13 protein-coding genes are annotated in these 17,127 nt (G+C 70.6%); 5 read left to right on the top strand and 8 right to left on the bottom strand.

The genetic code is table 11. The features are described 5' to 3' along the window. Window positions 1–87 precede the first annotated feature (87 nt). Together ABR738_RS02120 and ABR738_RS02115 are read left to right on the top strand one after the other, a co-directional pair. The gene (locus ABR738_RS02120; protein ID WP_350228226.1) at window positions 88–1,590 is read left to right on the top strand and encodes an MFS transporter; all 1,503 of its coding nucleotides are present in this window, start codon (window positions 88–90) and stop codon (window positions 1,588–1,590) included. Further along, window positions 1,590–3,032, top strand: a complete 1,443-nt coding sequence (locus tag ABR738_RS02115) for an alpha/beta fold hydrolase (protein ID WP_350228225.1) — start codon at window positions 1,590–1,592, stop codon at window positions 3,030–3,032. Before ABR738_RS02120 ends, ABR738_RS02115 begins: the two co-directional genes overlap by 1 nt. Window positions 3,033–3,129: 97 nt before the next feature. On the opposite strand, the gene ABR738_RS02110 is transcribed toward ABR738_RS02115, so the two are convergent. Together ABR738_RS02110 and ABR738_RS02105 are read right to left on the bottom strand one after the other, a co-directional pair. After that, window positions 3,130–4,236, bottom strand: coding sequence for a winged helix DNA-binding domain-containing protein (locus ABR738_RS02110; RefSeq protein ID WP_350228224.1), 1,107 nt, complete (start codon window positions 4,234–4,236; stop codon window positions 3,130–3,132). Window positions 4,237–4,351: 115 nt separating this feature from the next. Further along, the gene (locus ABR738_RS02105) at window positions 4,352–5,416 is read right to left on the bottom strand and encodes a glucose-1-phosphate thymidylyltransferase (protein ID WP_350228223.1); all 1,065 of its coding nucleotides are present in this window, start codon (window positions 5,414–5,416) and stop codon (window positions 4,352–4,354) included. A 301-nt stretch (window positions 5,417–5,717) separates the two neighbouring features. Between ABR738_RS02105 and ABR738_RS02100 the strand changes: the two genes are divergently transcribed. Both ABR738_RS02100 and ABR738_RS02095 read left to right on the top strand, forming a co-directional pair. Continuing rightward, entirely contained in the window at window positions 5,718–6,839 is a 1,122-nt protein-coding gene (locus tag ABR738_RS02100) for an epoxide hydrolase family protein (protein ID WP_350228222.1), read from the top strand. A gap of 68 nt (window positions 6,840–6,907) precedes the next feature. Then, window positions 6,908–7,258 (top strand): hypothetical protein, encoded by a 351-nt coding sequence (locus tag ABR738_RS02095; RefSeq protein WP_350228221.1) that lies wholly within the window; start codon window positions 6,908–6,910, stop codon window positions 7,256–7,258. Here the strand turns inward: ABR738_RS02095 and ABR738_RS02090 are convergent. After that, window positions 7,247–8,275: a zinc-binding dehydrogenase gene (locus tag ABR738_RS02090; RefSeq protein ID WP_350228220.1), complete on the bottom strand. Its 1,029-nt coding sequence runs from the start codon at window positions 8,273–8,275 to the stop codon at window positions 7,247–7,249. The genes ABR738_RS02095 and ABR738_RS02090 overlap by 12 nt on opposite strands. A gap of 41 nt (window positions 8,276–8,316) precedes the next feature. Here ABR738_RS02090 and ABR738_RS02085 point away from each other — a divergent pair, with 41 nt between their 5' ends. Next, window positions 8,317–9,411: a mycofactocin-coupled SDR family oxidoreductase gene (locus tag ABR738_RS02085; protein WP_350228219.1), complete on the top strand. Its 1,095-nt coding sequence runs from the start codon at window positions 8,317–8,319 to the stop codon at window positions 9,409–9,411. Window positions 9,412–9,726: 315 nt separating this feature from the next. Here the strand turns inward: ABR738_RS02085 and ABR738_RS02080 are convergent, their stop codons facing one another. From ABR738_RS02080 to ABR738_RS02060, 5 genes are all read right to left on the bottom strand, one after another. Then, a complete protein-coding gene (locus tag ABR738_RS02080; RefSeq protein WP_350228218.1) occupies window positions 9,727–10,491 on the bottom strand; it encodes an SDR family NAD(P)-dependent oxidoreductase in 765 nt (254 codons plus the stop codon). Between the two features lie 194 nt (window positions 10,492–10,685). Next, window positions 10,686–11,681, bottom strand: a complete 996-nt coding sequence (rfbB, locus tag ABR738_RS02075) for a dTDP-glucose 4,6-dehydratase (RefSeq protein WP_350228217.1) — start codon at window positions 11,679–11,681, stop codon at window positions 10,686–10,688. Between the two features lie 120 nt (window positions 11,682–11,801). Then, window positions 11,802–12,698, bottom strand: coding sequence for a methylenetetrahydrofolate reductase [NAD(P)H] (gene metF, locus ABR738_RS02070; RefSeq protein ID WP_350228216.1), 897 nt, complete (start codon window positions 12,696–12,698; stop codon window positions 11,802–11,804). Beyond that, complete coding sequence (metH, locus tag ABR738_RS02065; protein WP_350228215.1) at window positions 12,695–16,168, bottom strand: methionine synthase; 3,474 nt, start codon at window positions 16,166–16,168, stop codon at window positions 12,695–12,697. Before metH ends, metF begins: the two co-directional genes overlap by 4 nt. Continuing rightward, a complete protein-coding gene (locus ABR738_RS02060) occupies window positions 16,165–17,127 on the bottom strand; it encodes a carbohydrate kinase family protein (RefSeq protein ID WP_350228214.1) in 963 nt (320 codons plus the stop codon). Before ABR738_RS02060 ends, metH begins: the two co-directional genes overlap by 4 nt.

The raw sequence follows: 17,127 nt of genomic DNA, 5'->3' as shown, positions 1-17,127 counted from the left end.
GGCACGGCGGAGCACCTCTGGATGGCGCTGCCCCGGCTCGACCCGGCCGCCATCACCAGTCGATCGGCGCGGCGCAGCGTGCCTGTCATGACTCCTCAGACCTCGCGGACCCCCGCCCCGCCCGGTGCCGCCGGCAGCCGGCTCGGCCTCGTGCTGGCCGCTTGCTGCCTGGGACAGTTCATGAACGTCCTGGACGCGTCGGTGGTCAATGTGGCGCTGCCCGCCATCGCCGAGGACCTGCGCTTCGACCGGCACGACCTGTACCTGGTGAACAACGCCTACACGGTCGTCGTCTGCGGCTTCCTGCTGCTCGGCGGCAGGCTCGCGGACCTCCACGGGCGGCGCAGGATCTTTCTCTGCGGCGTCGCCCTGTTCACCCTCGCCAGTGCCGTCGGCGGTGCCGCGGACGGCCCGGCGACCCTGATCCTGGCCCGCGCCTTCCAGGGCCTGGGCGCCGCGGTGATGGCGCCGGCCACCCTCACCGTCCTCGCCGCCACCTTCACCCAACCCGCAGCCCGGGGACGGGCGTTCGGCTGGTGGAGCGCGGTGTCGGGTGCCGCCGGGGCGATCGGTGTGCTGGCCGGCGGAATGATCACCCAATGGCTGTCCTGGCGCTGGATCCTGCTGGTCAACGTGCCGATCGGCATCGCCCTGTTCGCGACCGTGTGCTGGGTGGTGCCGCAGGGGCGCGGCCCGCGGAGGGAGAAGCACCGCCTCGACATCCCGGGAGCGGTCACGGTGACCCTCGGCCTGATGGGCGCGGTGTACGCAGCCGCCGCATCGCACACCTACGGCTGGGGCTCGGCCGCGGTGCTGGTCCCGCTGATCGGCGGGGCGGTGCTGCTCGCGCTGTTCGTGCTGATCCAGACGAGATTCGCCCGCGATCCGCTGGTGCCGCTCGTCATCTTCCGCAACCGCCCGGTCGCCGCCGCCAACACGGTCGCCTTCTTCGCTATCGCCGCGCTCTTCAGCACGTTCTACTTCTTCACCCTGCTCCTTCAGCAGGTCCTCGGCTACAGCCCACTGCGTACCGGACTGGCCTACCTGCCGTTGTCGGCCGGTATCGCCCTGGCCGGCTGGGGCGTCTCCTCCTTGGTGCCGCGCTGCGGCCCGCGCCCCGTCCTGCTGGCCGGGCTCTGCGTGTCCTGCGTCGGCCTGCTGTGGCTGTCGCGCCTGGACGAGAACGCCACCTACGCCGCGGATGTGCTCGGGCCCGTCCTCCTGCTCGGCTCCGGCATGGGTGCGGTGCTCAACGCCACCACGAACGCCGCCACAGCCGGGCTCCCCGCCCACCAGGCGGGTCTCGGTTCCGGGCTCCTCAACGCCACCCGTCAACTGGGTTGCGCCACCGGCCTGGTGGCCCTCACAGCGCTCTCCTCGGCCCGTATCGACGCCGTGGTCGAGCCGACGAGCGGCGCGGCATCCCCCCATGCGCTCGCCGCGGGCTACGGCCTCGCGCTCACCGGGGCCGCCCTGCTCACCGCCGCGGCGCTGCCGGCCGCGCTGCTGGTTTCGCGGCGCCGTCGGCACGGCCTGGTCAGGGGCCGTTCAAGGGCCTCTCAAGGCGCCGAGGAGACGCTGGCCTCCTGATGAAAGGGAGGTTCGCGGTGGTATTCGACTTCTACGCACAGCGACCGCGCTGGTCGCCCACGCCCGACGACGAACAACTCCAGCACACGACGATCGAGGTGCCGCGCGACTACAGCGAGCCGGACGGCGAACGCATCACCCTCGCTCTCAGCCGCCGCCGGGCCACCGTGCCAGGGCGGCGGCGCGGCATTCTCCTGGGAGTGAACGGAGGCCCTGGCGGGGACTGGGGACTGGGCCGGGCGCTGCCCGACAAATTCGCCGCCACCCCACTGCAGGAGGTGTACGACCTCATCGGCTTCGACCCCCGGGGCACCGGAGAGTCGACCAACCTCCTGGCCGAAGTGACCGTCCCCAGGGCGCCGTTCGACTCACGCCCCCCGGACTCGGCCTTCGAGATCCTCGCCCAGGACATGCGGCTGCGCGAGGAGGCCTGCGCCCGCGCGGGCGGCGAGCTGCGGCGCCACATCAGCACGCCCAACACGGCCCGTGACATGGACGTGATCCGCGGTGTGCTCGCAGAGGAGCGGTTGAACTTCGTGGGATACGCCTACGGCGCATACGTCGGCGCGGTGTACGGCACGCTGTTCCCCGCCCGCCTGGACCGCAGCGTCCTCGACTCGTGTGTCCACCCCGACTGGACCTGGCGGGAACAGTTCCTGTGGCAGGGCGAGGCGGTGCAGCGCAACGTCGAGCGGTGGGCCCGCTGGACCGCCGACCGCAACGGCACGTTCGGGCTCGGGCTCTTCCCGGCCCAGGTGCTCGGCACCGTCGAGGAGGTGGCCCAAGGGCTGGAGGTGCTGGGACACAACGATCCGCAGCTGCGCACCCTGTTCGACGGAGCCGTGGGCAACCGTGCCGCCGACCGCGGGCAGTGGGCGGAACTCGCCCTCCTCGTCGCACGCCTGCAGAGTTCCCCGCATGACGCCGAGACCTGCCGGGCGCTGCTGGCGCGGCAGGGCACCTGGCGCCCCTTGGACAGCGAGGGCGAGCTGCGCGTCGGTGTCCTGGAGGCCACCACCCTGGAGCACGCGTGGCCCTGTGACCTGGAGGTCTACTACCAGGACATGCGCGACTTCCGCAAGCGCTTCCCGTACGGCTACGGAGTCCTCAGGGCGCAGCCCTGGGTCGGCGCCTTCCGAACGTTCGAGGCTCCCCAGGCCCCGGTGGCGCCCATCCGCGAGGGCTATCCGGTGGGCCTGGTGGTCCAGGCCGACGGTGACCCGATGGACCACTACGCGGGCGGTGTGGCGATGGCCGAGCGGCTGGGCCACCATCTGCTCACCGTCCAGGACTCCGGTGAGCACGAGGTCTACGTCCTCGGCGACAACCCGTACGTCGACGCCGTGGTGCACCGCTACCTGGTGGACGGCGAGCTGCCGGCGCCCCGCGCCTCCTGCCCGGGCCGCACGTCCCGCCCAAACGTCCCCGCGGACCACGACTGAGCGACACGGCCCGACGTTCGAGGCGCCGGGTCCCGGAGGGCGAGCGGCCGGACGCCCCTGCGGGAGCGGCGCAGCGCACGCGAGCGGCCGGGCGCGCTCAGTGGAAACGGATGTCGTGAACGTCGGCGTCAGCCGCGGCGAACCTCAGCAGCCGGGCCCCTTCCTCGGCCAGCGCCGTACGCTCCGACTTCGCCAACGGACCGTCGAACGCCTCAAGGACCAGCGTCGCGGCGCTCCGGTGCTGCTCGAGGCGCCACACCCCCCGCACGAAACCGTCGACCAGGAAGGTGGACTTGATCAGCCCGTTCCGGGTGAAGACGAGCTTACGGTGCTCGGCGCTGATGACGCGGCTGCGATCGGCGTGCGACAGCAGGATGTTGTCGAACTCGGGCAGATACCGCACGGGCACGTCGAGGTCCGGGCCGGGACGAGGCGCGTCGGGCAGGTCGAACAGCTCGACCCCGTTCTCGTCGCGGAAGGTGCGCAGACCGGGCCGGAGCCGGCGTACCGGCTCGGCGAGGCGGGTCATACCGGACCAGGTCTGGATGTCCTTGACCGACGCAGGGCCGAAGGCCGCCAGGTAGCGCCGCACCATCGTGTCGGGAGAAACGTCCCGGCCAGGTGTCCGGCCCAGCCAGGACTCGGCCGTGGTGTGCACGGCCTGCCCGCTCTCGCCCCACAGCCCCCGCGGCGGGATCTGCACCAGCGGCACCAGAGTGCGTACGACGTTGGCCAGCGCGAAGGCGTCCCGATCCGGCAGGCGCTCGGCCAAAAGCTTGCCGAGCATGCCCAGGGTGGCCGGCCGCGCCTCGACCAGCTGTCGTCCGATGGCGGCCACTTCGGGCAGGTCGAGACCGGTCAGCAGGCGGCCGAAGGTGCTGTTCAGGGCGCGCTCCAGGGAGGGCTGGAGCACTGGCCGCAGTGCCAGGCAGTCCTCCGCCGTGACCAGGTGGATCGTGCCGCGCATCATCGCAAGACGGACCACCGCACGGTCCCCGACCGCCCGGGCGAGATCCTCGATGCGAAAGCCGGACAGCCGGGTCCACAGCCCGATGTACGGCGGATTGGGAGCCTGGGCCTGCAGGCCGACGAGGCGGGCCACACCCTCGGCGGCCGGCACAGGCGCCCGCTCGGTCAGCAACTGCCGGGCCAGGAGCGCCCGGTTGAGGGCCCGCCGGTTCCACACCTCTGCGTCTGCCGTCACCACGGACCGTAATCCTCTCCTCGGCGGTTCTTGGCGCCGCTGATCTTTGCCCAGTGTGCGACACGGCGGTACGGCACCGCGCGCCGGCGCGGTGCGAGGCGGATTCCGGGACGCTCTAGGTGGTGACCTCCACCACGCAGTGATCACCGACGACGAGGCGTCCGCACTCGGCGATCACAGCCGAGGCGACCGTGGCGTCCCGCCCGATGACCGAGCCGTGCAGACCGCCGACCCGCTGGACCGTGGCACCCGCCAGCATGATCGAGTAATGCACTCCCGCCGAGATGAGGACACAGTCTGGGCCCACTGCGGTGTGCGGGCCCACGCAACTGTCCTCCACGAGCGATCCGGCCCCGACGACCGCGGGACCGACGATGCGCGAGCGGACGACACGCGCGCCCTCCTCCACCACGACCGGGCCGGACAGCTCGCTCGCGTCGTCGACTTCACCCCGCACGGATCCCTCCACGCGGTCGAGGAGTTCGCGGTTGCAGTCGAGGATGTCCTCGACCTCGCCGGTGTCCTTCCAGTAGCCCGCGTAGGTCCGCGCCACCACCTCAAACCCCTGGTCCACCAGCCACTGCAGGGCGTCGGTGACCTCCAGCTCGCCGCGGGCGCTCGGTCGGATGGCGGCCACGGCGGCGTGGACGGCCGAGGTGAAGAAGTACACCCCGATCACCGCGAGGTCGCTGCGGGGATGCTGGGGCTTCTCGACGAGACGGAGCACCCGCCCGTCCTCGTCGAGCTCCGCGACCCCGAACGCCCTTGGATCGGGGACCTTGTGGACGACGATCTGAGCGGCCGGACGCTTCTCCCGGAACTCCTCGGCGAGGTCACCGATGCCGTCGACGAGCATGTTGTCGCCCAGGTACATGACGAAGTCGTCGTCGCCGAGGAAGTCCCGTGCGATCGCTATGCAGTGCGCCAGACCCCGTGGCTCGTCCTGCTGGATGTAGGTGATCTCAACCCCCGGCACCGCGTTGTCGCCGAGGACCGCCGCGATCTCCCGGCCGCGGTCGCCGACCACCAGACCGACCTGGGTGACCCCCATGTCCCGCAGATTCTCCAGGACATGGACGAGTACCGGTGTGTTGGCGATCGGAATCAGCTGCTTCGGCATGGAGTGGCTGAACGGACGCAGCCGACTGCCCAGCCCTCCCGCCAGGGCGAGCGCCTTCATCAGGATCCTCCTCGGTAGGCCAGGGAAGCGTCATGCCGCCGGAGCATGTGCCGCGAAAGTCGGGGCCCGCTCAATTTCCGCTGGGGGACGCCCAGGAGCCCCGGCGGGCACGGTCGCCCGCGCGGCGGTACGGGCGGACACCCGCATGCTCGGCCCGCCGCCCGCACCCCCGGCGGGGAGCGCTGGGACCAGCGGGGCAGGGAGCGGATCCGCCGCGTCGACCCGCCCTCAAGCCGTGGTTGAGGCGCTGTCCCTAGCCTCGGGCGACCGATGCCCGAAGCAGCGCTGAAGGGACTCCTCGATGAGTGCGGCCATCACGCCCTTTCGTATCGACATACCCGAGGCGGATCTCACCGATCTCAAGGACCGCCTGTCCAGGACCCGTTGGCCGGACGCGGAGACCGCACCCGGCCACTCCCAGGGCATGCCGCTGTCCTTGACACGAGAGCTCTGCGCCCACTGGGAGCACGACTACGACTGGCGCGCCGCCGAGGCCCGGCTGAATGCGGTTTCGCAGTTCCGTACGGAGATCGACGGGCTCAACATCCACTTCCTGCACGCCCGCTCCCCGCACCCCGGCGCGCTGCCCCTGCTGGTCAGTCACGGCTGGCCCGGTTCGGTCGCGGAGTTCCAGGACATCGTGGGACTGCTGACCGACCCCCCCGATCCGGCCGACGCCTTCCATGTCGTCTGCCCCTCGCTGCCGGGCTTCGGCTTCAGCGACAAGCCGTCCGGCGAGGGCTGGACCGCCGAACGCACGGCGGCCGCCTGGGCCGACCTGATGGCCCGGCTCGGCTACCGGCGCTACGCGGCCCACGGGGTGGACTGGGGCTCGTTCATCACGGCGATCATGGGCGAGAACGACACCGGTTCGCTGGCCGGCATCCACCTGACCATGCCGTTCGCACGGCCCGCGCAGGAGCAGGCGGAGCTCTCCGAGCGCGATCTGCGGGGGCTGGCCGCGATGAAGGAGTTCCAGCGGCAGGAGGGCGGCTACTCGGTCCTCCAGGCCACCCGCCCGCAGACCATCGGATACGCGCTCACGGACTCGCCGGCCGGACAACTCGCGTGGATGGCAGAGAAGTACTGGGCCTGGAGCGATCACGACGGTGACCTGGAGAAGGCGATCTCCCGGGAGCGGCTGCTCGACGCGGTGTCGGTGGGCTGGTTCGCGGCGACCGCCGCCTCGTCCGCCCGCATCTACTGGGAGAGCCAGAACAAGCTGGCCCTCGCGCCGGTCGCCGTCCCCACGGCCATCTCCAACTTCCCCAAGGACGGCCGTATGCCGCGGCCCTGGATCGAAGAGCGCTTCAGCGATCTGCGCCGCTGGACGGACCACGAGCACGGCGGCCACTTCCCGGCGCTGGAATGCCCCGAGGTCCTGGCCGGTGAACTCCGGGCGTTCTTCCGGGACCTGCGCTGACAACACCTTGCGTCCCGGACCCGGCCCGTTCGAGAGGGATTCGAGCCGGGCACCCGATACTGCCCGCCATGCTGACATCCTCCGACGTCGTGGGCACCTGGAGCGCCGAGGTCGCGCGCCCCAGCAAGACCTCCCTCAGTACCTTCCGCTTCACAGCCGACGGCCAGGCGCTGCTCCTGTCCGGCGGGGTGGGTGCCGGCACCTGGATCCCCACCGGCCCGGACTCCTTCTCGTACCGGATCGCGGAGCCGCTCTTCGACCCCCAGGGCGGCTATCTGGGCTGGGTGGACATCGACCAGCACGCCGTCCGGCAGGGCTCTGCCTTCACCAGCACCGGCATTTCCACGGTGTACGACGCGGACGACCGGTGCGCCTACCGCGCGCCGGTCGACATCACCGCCCACCGGTCAGCCGGCTGAGATCCGCACCGCCACATTGCCCCGGTACGCGCCCTTCAGGAGCGCGATCAGACCCTCGGGCGCCGCCTCGATCCCGCCCTCGACGAGGGTGTGCGGGAAGACGAACCGGCCCTCGGCGACCCACTGGGCGAAGTGCTCGACCCATGCCTGGATCTGCTCCGGGGTGTGATAGCAGGCGAACGGCCGCAGCTCCAGGTGCTTGGTGATGGCCGTCATGAGGTCGAACCGCGGATTGCCCTGCTGCCCGTTCTGCGCCGACAGAGCGCCGCACAGCGCGAACCGGGCGTGCGGGGCCGCCACCTCCAGCGCTGCCTCGAACTGCTCGCCTCCCACGTTGTCGAAGAAGACGTCGATGCCCTGGGGAGCCAGTTTTCTCAACTGGTCGGCCACGGGCCCGTCGTGATAGTCGAACGCGGCGTCGAAACCGAGCTCGTCCACCAGATAGTCCACCTTGGCTTTGCTGCCGGCACTGCCGATCACCTTCGCGGCACCGCGGCACTTCGCGACCTGGCCCGCGAGGGAACCGACCCCGCCCGCCGCGCCGGACACGAACACCACGTCGCCCTCGCGCGCCTGGGCGAGCGTGGCCATGCCGTAGTACGCGGTGGGGCCCTGGCTCAGGAAGTACACCGGGCTCGGGAACAGCTCCGGGTAGATCTTGAAGTAGGTGTGCGCCGGGCCGGAGGAGTACTCGCCCCATCCTGTGAAGGACTGGACCACGTCGCCGACGGCCAGGTCGTCGCTCGCGGACCGCACGACGGTGCCGAGAGCCCCCCCGCCGAGCCGCTGCCCCACCTGGAACGGCGGTACGGGCAGGCGGCAGCCGGTCCTCATGAGGTCTTGGTACGCGGCGGCGAGCGGCAGGTAGTCCGTACGGACCAGCACCTCGCCGGGCGCCGGTTCGCTCACTTCGACGTCCACGACGTCGAAGTGAGCGGGGGTGAGTTCACCCTCCAGGTGCTGGGTCAGCCGCACTTCGCGGGCCGTCTTCGGGATTTCCAAAACCACGCCGGTCATGACGCTCCTTCACACCTGCGCAACGACAACGGCCTCCATTCATGCCCAGTCCGCTCGGGAGGGGCTCGGGAGGGGCTGGAGCACGAGCCACTGGAGCACGACTCGACGGAACAGGTGCCCAGGGGGCCTCACGGGACGGTTCGGGCCGCCGGCAGCGGGGCGTTGGCGTACTCGCCCGGCCCCGCCCCGGAGCGGGCACGCACCCGGCCGGGACCGACCGAGCGACGCTCAAGCCGGAGCCGACCCCCCGGACCGATGGTGGGCGGGACGCCGACCAACTCACGACGCGGAGGAAAGCGATGGGCAAGTTCGACGGCAAGGTTGTGCTCGTCACAGGTGCGGCCCGGGGACAGGGGCGTTCCCACGCAGTGCGGTTCGCCCGCGAAGGAGCCGACGTGGCCGTCCTCGACGTCGCCGCGCAGGTGGGTTCCGTGCCGTACTCGATGCCGGGGACCGACGACCTGGACGAGACCGTGAAGTTGGTGGAGAACCTCGGGCGCAAGTGTGTCTCCGGCAGGGTCGATGTGCGTGACGCCCCGCGGCTCGGCACCTTCGTCCAGCAGGTGGAGGAGGAACTGGGAGGCGTCGACTTCCTGCTCGCCAATGCCGGGGTGTTCTCGTTCTCGACGATCGCCGAGATGCCCGACCAGACCTGGCAGGACATGGTCGACGTCAACCTGACCGGGGCGTTCCACTCCATCCGGGCGGTGCTTCCCGGCATGATCGAACGCCGCCGCGGCCGCATCGTCGCCACCTCGTCCATGGCCGGCAAGATGGGCATGGCGAACGTCGGCCACTACGCCGCGACGAAATGGGGGCTCATCGGACTGGTCAAGTCGGTGGCCACGGAGGTCGGCCAGTACGGTGTCACCGCCAACGTGGTGTGCACGGGCGCCGTCGACACGCCGATGATCAACAACCCGAGCGCCTACAAGCTGTTCCTGCCGCATCTGGACAACCCCAGCCGGGAGGAAGTCGTCCAGGCCTTCCGCGCGTTCAACACCATCCCCGAGGCATGGGCCGAGTGCGAGGACATCTCCAACACGATGGCCTTCCTCTGCTCCGACGAGGCCCGTTTCATCACCGGCGAGACGATCGCCGTCGCACTGGGCCAGAACGCCTCCAACGCGACCTGAGGGCGTTGGCACGCAGCGGGCGGGGCGGAGGGCTGCCACCGGTCCGGGGCCGGCCGCGAGAACGGCACCACGTCATGACGACAGGCACGGTCATCCACGCCGATCACCGGAGCGAGAACTCCCTGACCGTGGAGGACCGTGCCTGCGCGGTGCTAGGGGGTGTCTGGTGGACCAGGGCCGGGCGCGGCGTCCGGCACGGCACCTCGCGGCGTTGCCGAATCGCCCCGACAGCTCCGCCATCGAGACGCTCCGGCGCCTTGCGACGCACCGCACCAGACGCCGCGCCCTGACCGACCCTGATCCACCAGACACCCCCTAGCGGCCCGCGATGTCCATGCCCCCGTCGACGGTGATGATCTGGCCGGTGACCAGGGCGCTCGCGGGCCCGGCGAGCCGCGTAATCCAAGGGGCGATGTCCTCGGGATCCGACACACGGCCCAGCGGGATGCCCTGTACCACGCCGGCGAACAGCCCCTCGACCTGCTCGTCGCTCAGCCCGTTGGCCGCGTACGCCTCGGTGCGTACGAAACCGGGGGCGACGGCATTGACCCGCACACCCCGCGGAGCGAGTTCGGCCGCCCAGCTCCTGGTGAAACTGTGCACGGCTGCCTTGCTCGCAGAGTAGACCGAGCTGTCGGGCCCCGGATTGTGGCCGCCCCGACTGGACACCAAGACGATGCTGCCGCCGGGCGAACGCAGCAGCGGCAGCAGGTGCGTGGTCAGCAGGAGGGGGCCAAGGACGTTGGTCTCCAGGACATCCCTGGCGTCGGCGGCGTCGAGCGCTGCCAGCGGGCTGAAACGGAAGACACCCGCGTTGTGCACCAGGACGTCCAGCGACCCGGTACGCTCACGCACCGTCTCGGCGACGGCCTCCGCGCCCGACTGGGTGGTCACGTCGGCGGTCACGGGCACGATCACCGGACTGAGCTCGGCAACCTCGGCCAGTCGTTCCTTGCGGCGCCCGGTCACTATCACCGCGGCGGCACCGAGTGCGGCGAAGGCCAAGGCGGTGGCCCGGCCTATGCCGGTGCCGCCTCCGGTGACCACGACGGTCTGTTGGACAAAGGGCTGGTCGGACATGGCGGTTCCCTTCCTGGTCCGGCTGGGGACGCCAGTACAGCCGGGGTGCCTCGGGCCACGGTCGAGCGCGCGAAGAGGAGCGGGACACGGCGCGCACCGCGCCCCTGGGGCCGCGGTGCGACGCCGGGGCGGGTGCCCGCCGCTGGGCCGCCCCGCCGTCTCCGGCGGTGCCCACCCCCTCCCGTACGCCGTGGCTAGAGTCGCCCGGCGAGGGCGGGCAGCTGGGCGGGCGAGGAGGGGGCCCACCACGTCGGGTTGTCCCGGTACCAGTTGACGACGTTGGCCAGTCCCTGTTCGAAGGGGACGGCGGGTGTGTAACCCAGCTCGCGGCAGATCTTGGTGTCGTCCAGCGCGTACCGCAGGTCGTGGCCGTTGCGGTCGGCAACCGAGCGGACCAGCTGGGGGTCGGCGTCGCACAGCTTCACCAGGAGATCGGTCAACTGGCGGTTGGTGCGCTCATTGCCGCGCCCGATGTTGTAGATGTGGCCGGCCCGGCCCCGGGTCAGGACGCTGTGGACGGCTCGGCAGTGGTCGTCGACGTGCAACCACTCCCTGACGTTCCTGCCGTCCCCGTAGAGCGGGACCGGCCTGCCGTGCAGCAGATTGGTGACGAACAGGGGAATCAGTTTCTCGGGGTGCTGACGCGGGCCGTAGTTGTTGGAACAGCGCGTGATGGACACGGGAAGGCCGTGGCTGCGCCAGTACGACCTGGCGATGAGGTCGGCGGACGCCTTGGACGCGGCGTAGGGCGAGTTGGGGAGCAGGGGATGTTCCTCGGTCCACGAGCCCACGGGGATGGAGCCGTACACCTCGTCGGTGGAGACGTGCACCACCCGCTGGACTTGGGAGGCCACACAGGCGTCCAGGAGGGTCTGCGTGCCGCACACGTTCGTACGGACGAACGTGGAGGCGTCGGTCAGGGACCGGTCGACGTGGGACTCCGCGGCGAAGTGGACCACCGCGTCGTGTCCCGGCAGCAGATCGAAGAGCAGTGCGCGGTCGCAGACGTCACCCTGGACGAAGGTCAGCCGGGGCGCGTCCATCGGGAGGTTCGCGCGATTGCCCGCGTAGGTGAGCTTGTCCAACACGGTCACTTCGGTGCCCGCGCTGCCCGGAAAACCGCCGTCGAGCAGCGTCCGGACGTAGTGGGACCCGATGAAACCGGCGCCCCCGGTAACGAAGACCCTCATGCGGAGCCCCCCGCCAGGACCGGTGCTTGCGCCATCGGAACTCCTCCTCACAGTGCGGACCGCAGGCCGCACCCGGCCGGGTGAGACGTGGCCGTGCCCGGTGCCGCGCGGTCGATGGGATCAGCGTGAAAGCGGTGCCACCGCGGTGGCGAGCCCGAGATTCTGGTGGATCTCCAGGGTCGCGGTGGAGCGGTTGAGCGTGATGTAGTGCAGGCCGGGCACGCCCTCGGCGAGCAGCCGCTCGGCCATGACAGTGGCGTGTTCGACGCCGATGCGATGCCCCTCGGCGGGGTCGTCGCGAGCGGCTTCGAGCCGGTGGGCCAGGTCCTCCGGAAAGGCCGCTCCACTGAGTTCGGCGAAGCGGCGGATCTGGCGGACATCGGTGGCGGGCATGATCTCGGCGATGAGGGGTGTCGCGCAGCCGGCGGCGCTGACGCGGTCGCGCAGCCGCAGGTAGTCCTCCACGTCGAAGAACATCTGGGTGATCGCGTAGTCGGCGCCCGCCCGGCACTTGGCGACGAAGTGCCGTATGTCGCTGTCCCAGTCGGCGGAGCGGGGATGGCGCTCGGGGAAGGCCGCGACCCCGACACTGAGGTCGCCCATCTCGCGTATCAGGGTGACCAGTTCATGGGCGTACGTGAGGCCTTGGGGGTGTGCCGTCCACCGGCCGCCCGGATCGCCCGGCGGGTCGCCGCGCAGTGCGAGCACATCACGTACTCCCGCGTTCGCGTACTGCCCGATGATGTGCCGCAGCTCGCCGACCGAGTGGCCGATGGCGGTGAGGTGGGCGACGGGGCGCAGGGTGGTGTGCGCTGCGATCCGCTGGGTCATCTCGACGGTGCGGCCGCGGGACGAGCCGCCCGCGCCGTAGGTCACCGACACGAAGGTGGGCGACAGCGCCTCGATCCGGCGGATCGCGTTCCACAGGGCACGGATGCCCGCCTCGCTCTTCGGGGGGAAGAACTCGAAGGAGAAGGAGCGCCTGCCGTCGGCGAGGATGTCACGCAAGGGGGTCATGACCGGCCGCCTCCCGCGTTGAAGTAGCTGGCTTCGGGGTGGTGGATGACGAGGGCGTCGGTGGACTGCTCGGGGTGGAGCTGGAACTCCTCGGAGAGGTGCACGCCGATGCGCTCCGGCCGGAGGAGGCCGGCGATCTTCGCCCGGTCCTCCAGGTCGGGGCAGGCCGGGTAGCCCAGCGAGTAGCGGCAGCCCTGGTACTCGGTACGCAACATGGCCTGCAACGATCCGGGATCGGCCGCCGCGATGCCGAGCTCGGAGCGGACCCGCGCGTGCCAGTACTCGGCCAGCGCCTCGGCCAGCTGGACGGACAGGCCGTGCAGCTCCAGGTAGTCGCGGTAGGAGTTGGACTCGAACAGCTCGGCCGTGGCCTCGCCGATCTTCGAGCCGACCGTGACGACCTGGAGCCCGACCACATCAATCTCGCCGGACTCCTCGGGGCGGAAGAAGTCCGCCAGGCACAGCCGGCGCCCGCGACGCTGGCGCGGGAAGGTGAAGCGGGTGCGCTCGGAACCGTCCTCGTTGAGCAGGATCAGGTCGTCTCCCTTGGACACGCACGGGAAGTAGCCGTGCACGACGGCCGCTTCGAGCAGGTTGTCCGTACGCAGCCGGTCCAGCCACCTTCGCAGCCGCGGCCGGCCCTCGCTCTCGACGGTGTCGCCCTTGAGGCCCCACTGGCCCTTGAAGAGCGCGCCCTCGTCCAGCCAGGACGCGTACTCCTTGAGGCCGATGCCCTTGATGACGCGGGTGCCCCAGAACGGCGGGGTGGGCACCGGGTTGTCGGTGGACACCTCGGAGCGCACCGAGCCCTCGGGCGCGTCCTGCCCGGCCGGCTCCCCGCTGGTCGCGGGGCGCCTCGGGACGCGGCGCTGCTTCAGCTCGGGCAGCACGGCGCCGGGCACGCCGCGCTTCACGCCGATCAGGGCGTCCATGAGCCGCAGGCCCTCGAAGGCGTCGCGGGCGTAGCGGACCTCGCCCTCGTAGATCTCGTGCAGGTCCTGTTCGACGTAGGCGCGGGTCAGCGCGGCGCCGCCGAGGATCACCGGGTAGTCGGCGGCCAGCTTGCGCTGGTTCAGCTCCTCCAGGTTCTCCTTCATGATCACTGTGGACTTGACCAGGAGGCCGGACATCCCGATCACGTCGGCCTTGTGCTCCTGTGCGGCCTCCAGGATCGTCGAGACCGGCTGCTTGATGCCGAGGTTGATCACGTTGTAGCCGTTGTTGGACAGGATGATGTCCACGAGGTTCTTGCCGATGTCGTGGACGTCTCCGCGCACGGTGGCGAGGACGATCGTGCCCTTGCCCTCCGCGTCGGACTTCTCCATGTGCGGCTCAAGATGGGCCACGGCCGACTTCATGACCTCGGCGGACTGCAGGACGAACGGCAGCTGCATCTGACCGGAGCCGAACAGCTCACCGACCACCTTCATGCCCGCGAGCAGGGTGTTGTTCACGATGTCCAGGGCGGGCGCGGACTGCAGGGCCTCGTCGAGGTCGGCCTCAAGACCGTTCTTCTCGCCGTCGATGATGCGGCGCTGCAAACGCTCGTCCAGCGGGAGCGCGGCCAGTTCCTCCGCCTTGCCCGCCTTCATCGACTTCATGTTGACGCCCTCGAAGAGCTCCATGAGCCTCTGCAAGGGGTCGTATCCCTCAGAGCGCCGGTCGTAGATCAGATCGAGGGCGACCTTGACCTGCTCCTCCTCCAGGCGCGCGATGGGCAGGATCTTGGAGGCGTGCACGATCGCGGAGTCCAGGCCCGCCTTCACGCACTCGTCGAGGAAGACGGAGTTCAGCACGACCCGGGCGGCCGGGTTCAGGCCGAAGGAGATGTTGGACAGGCCGAGCGTGGTCCCCACGTCGGGGTGGCGGCGCTTGAGTTCGCGGATCGCCCCGATCGTGGCGATGCCGTCGCCGCGCGACTCCTCCTGGCCGGTGCAGATGGTGAAGGTGAGGGTGTCGATGAGGATGTCCGACTCGCGGATGCCCCAGGAGCCGGTCAGGTCGGCGATGAGGCGTTCGGCGATGGCGACCTTGTGCTCGACGGTACGGGCCTGGCCCTCCTCGTCGATGGTCAGGGCGATCAGCGCGGCGCCGTGCTCGGCGGCGAGCGCGGTGACCTTCGCGAACCGCGACTCCGGTCCGTCGCCGTCCTCGTAGTTGACGGAGTTGATGACCGCGCGCCCGCCCAGCTTCTCCAGCCCGGCCTTGAGGACCGGGAGTTCGGTGGAGTCCAGGACGATGGGCAGGGTGGAGGCGGTGGCGAAGCGGCCGGCCAGTTCGTTCATGTCGGCCACGCCGTCGCGGCCCACGTAGTCGACGCACAGGTCGAGCATGTGGGCGCCCTCGCGGATCTGGTCGCGCGCCATCTCCACACAGTCGTCCCAGCGCCCCTCCAGCATCGCCTCGCGGAACTTCTTCGAGCCGTTGGCGTTGGTCCGCTCGCCGATCGCCATGTACGCGGTGTCCTGGCGGAAGGGCACCGTCTGGTAGAGCGAGGCGGCGCCGGGCTCGGGGCGCGGGTCGCGGGCGGCGGGGCTCAGGCCGCGTACCCGCTCGACCACCTGGCGCAGGTGCTCGGGGGTCGTGCCGCAGCAGCCGCCCACCAGGCAGAGCCCGTAGTCGCGGACGAAGTTCTCCTGTGCGTCGGCCAGACCTTCGGGACCGAGCGGGAAGTGGGCGCCGTCCTTGGTCAGGACGGGCAGGCCCGCGTTCGGCATGCACAGCAGCGGGATGCGGGAGTGGCGGGTGAGGTAGCGCAGGTGCTCGCTCATCTCGGCGGGGCCGGTCGAGCAGTTCAGGCCGATCATGTCGACGCCGAGCGGTTCGAGCGCGGTCAGCGCGGCGCCGATCTCGGAGCCCAGCAGCATGGTGCCGGTCGTCTCGAAGGCGAGCGAGACCACCAGCGGCAGGTCGGCCCCGGCCGCCGCCATGGCGCGGCGGGCACCGAGGACGGCGGACTTGGTCTGGAGCAGGTCCTGGGTCGTCTCGACGATCAGGGCGTCGGCGCCGCCCGCGATCAGGCCCTCGGCGTTGGCCTGGAAACCGTCGCGCAACGTCCTGTAGCCGATGTGGCCCAGGGTCGGCAGCTTCGTACCCGGCCCGATGGAGCCGAGCACCCAGCGCTGCTGTCCACTGGATGCGGTGAACTCGTCGGCGACCTCGCGGGCGATGCGCGCACCGGACTCCGACAGCTCGAAGACCCGCTCGGGGATGTCGTACTCGCTCATCGCGGTGTGATTGGCACCGAAGGTGTTGGTCTCCACGCAGTCCACACCGACCGCGAAGTACGCCTCGTGGACCGAGCGCACGATGTCGGGCCGGGTCACGTTCAGGACCTCGTTGCACCCTTCGAGGTCCTGGAAGTCCTCCAGGGTGGGGTCCTGCGCCTGCAACATGGTGCCCATCGCGCCGTCGGCGACCACCACCCGGGTGGCAAGCGCGCCGCGCAGGGCATCGACGCGGGCGCTCATGACGTTTCTCCCGGGTTACCCAGCCACAGCGCGAAGGGCCGCGCCGCGGCCGGGCCGTAGGCGGCCGTGATGTCCGCGAGCAGCCGTACGGGACTGACCTCGTACTCCTGCGGGCCCGTGGCGCCCAGGGCCGTGGTGGCCAGGGCACAGCCCAGGCGGGCGGCATCGTCGGCCGACAGGCCCTGGCCGACAGCCGCGAGGAAGCCGGCGCGGAAGGCGTCGCCGACACCGGTCGGATCGGTCGTGTCCGTGGCCGGCACAGCCGGGACCGTACACGTAGGAGCCCCGTCGCGGTCGATCCGCACGCCGCCCGCCCCCAGCGTGGTGATCCAGGTGCCGACCTGCCGCAGTACGTCCTCACGCCGCCGTCCGGTGCGTTCGAGGAGCAGCGAGGCCTCGTACTCGTTGGTGAACAGCCAGCGCGCACCGTCCACCAGAGACGCGACCTGCTCGCCGTCGAGGTTGGCGAGCTGCTGCGAGGGATCGGCCGCGAACGCGATGCCGGAAGTCCGGCACTGGGCCGTGTGTCGGAGCATCGTGGCGGGGTCGTTGGGGGAGATGAGGACCAGATCAAGGCCACCGGCGTGCTCGACGGCCCGTTGGATGCCGATGTCCCGGGCCTCGGACATCGCAGCCGGATGGAAGGCGGCGATCTGGTTCGCCGTCTGGCGGGTCTCGAAGACATGGACGACATCGGTGTCGACGCCGTGCTCCTTGAGCCAGACCCGGTACTCCGCGAAGTCGTCGCCGACGGCGCCGACCAGCACGGGCGAAAGCCCCAGGCAACCGAGTCCGTAGCAGATGTTGGCGGCCACCCCGCCCCGCCGGACGTTCAGTTGGCCGACGAGGAAGGACAGCGAGACCTTGTCCAGCTGGTCGGGGAGGAGCTGGTCGGTGAACCTTCCGGGGAAGGTCATCAGATGGTCGGTGGCGATGGACCCACTCACGGCGATGCGCAT

It is taken from the genome of Streptomyces sp. Edi4, from assembly GCF_040253615.1.
Classification (GTDB): Bacteria; Actinomycetota; Actinomycetes; order Streptomycetales; family Streptomycetaceae; genus Streptomyces.
Note: the sequence above shows the minus strand (reverse complement) of the source record. Positions and strands in the feature narration are given on the sequence as shown.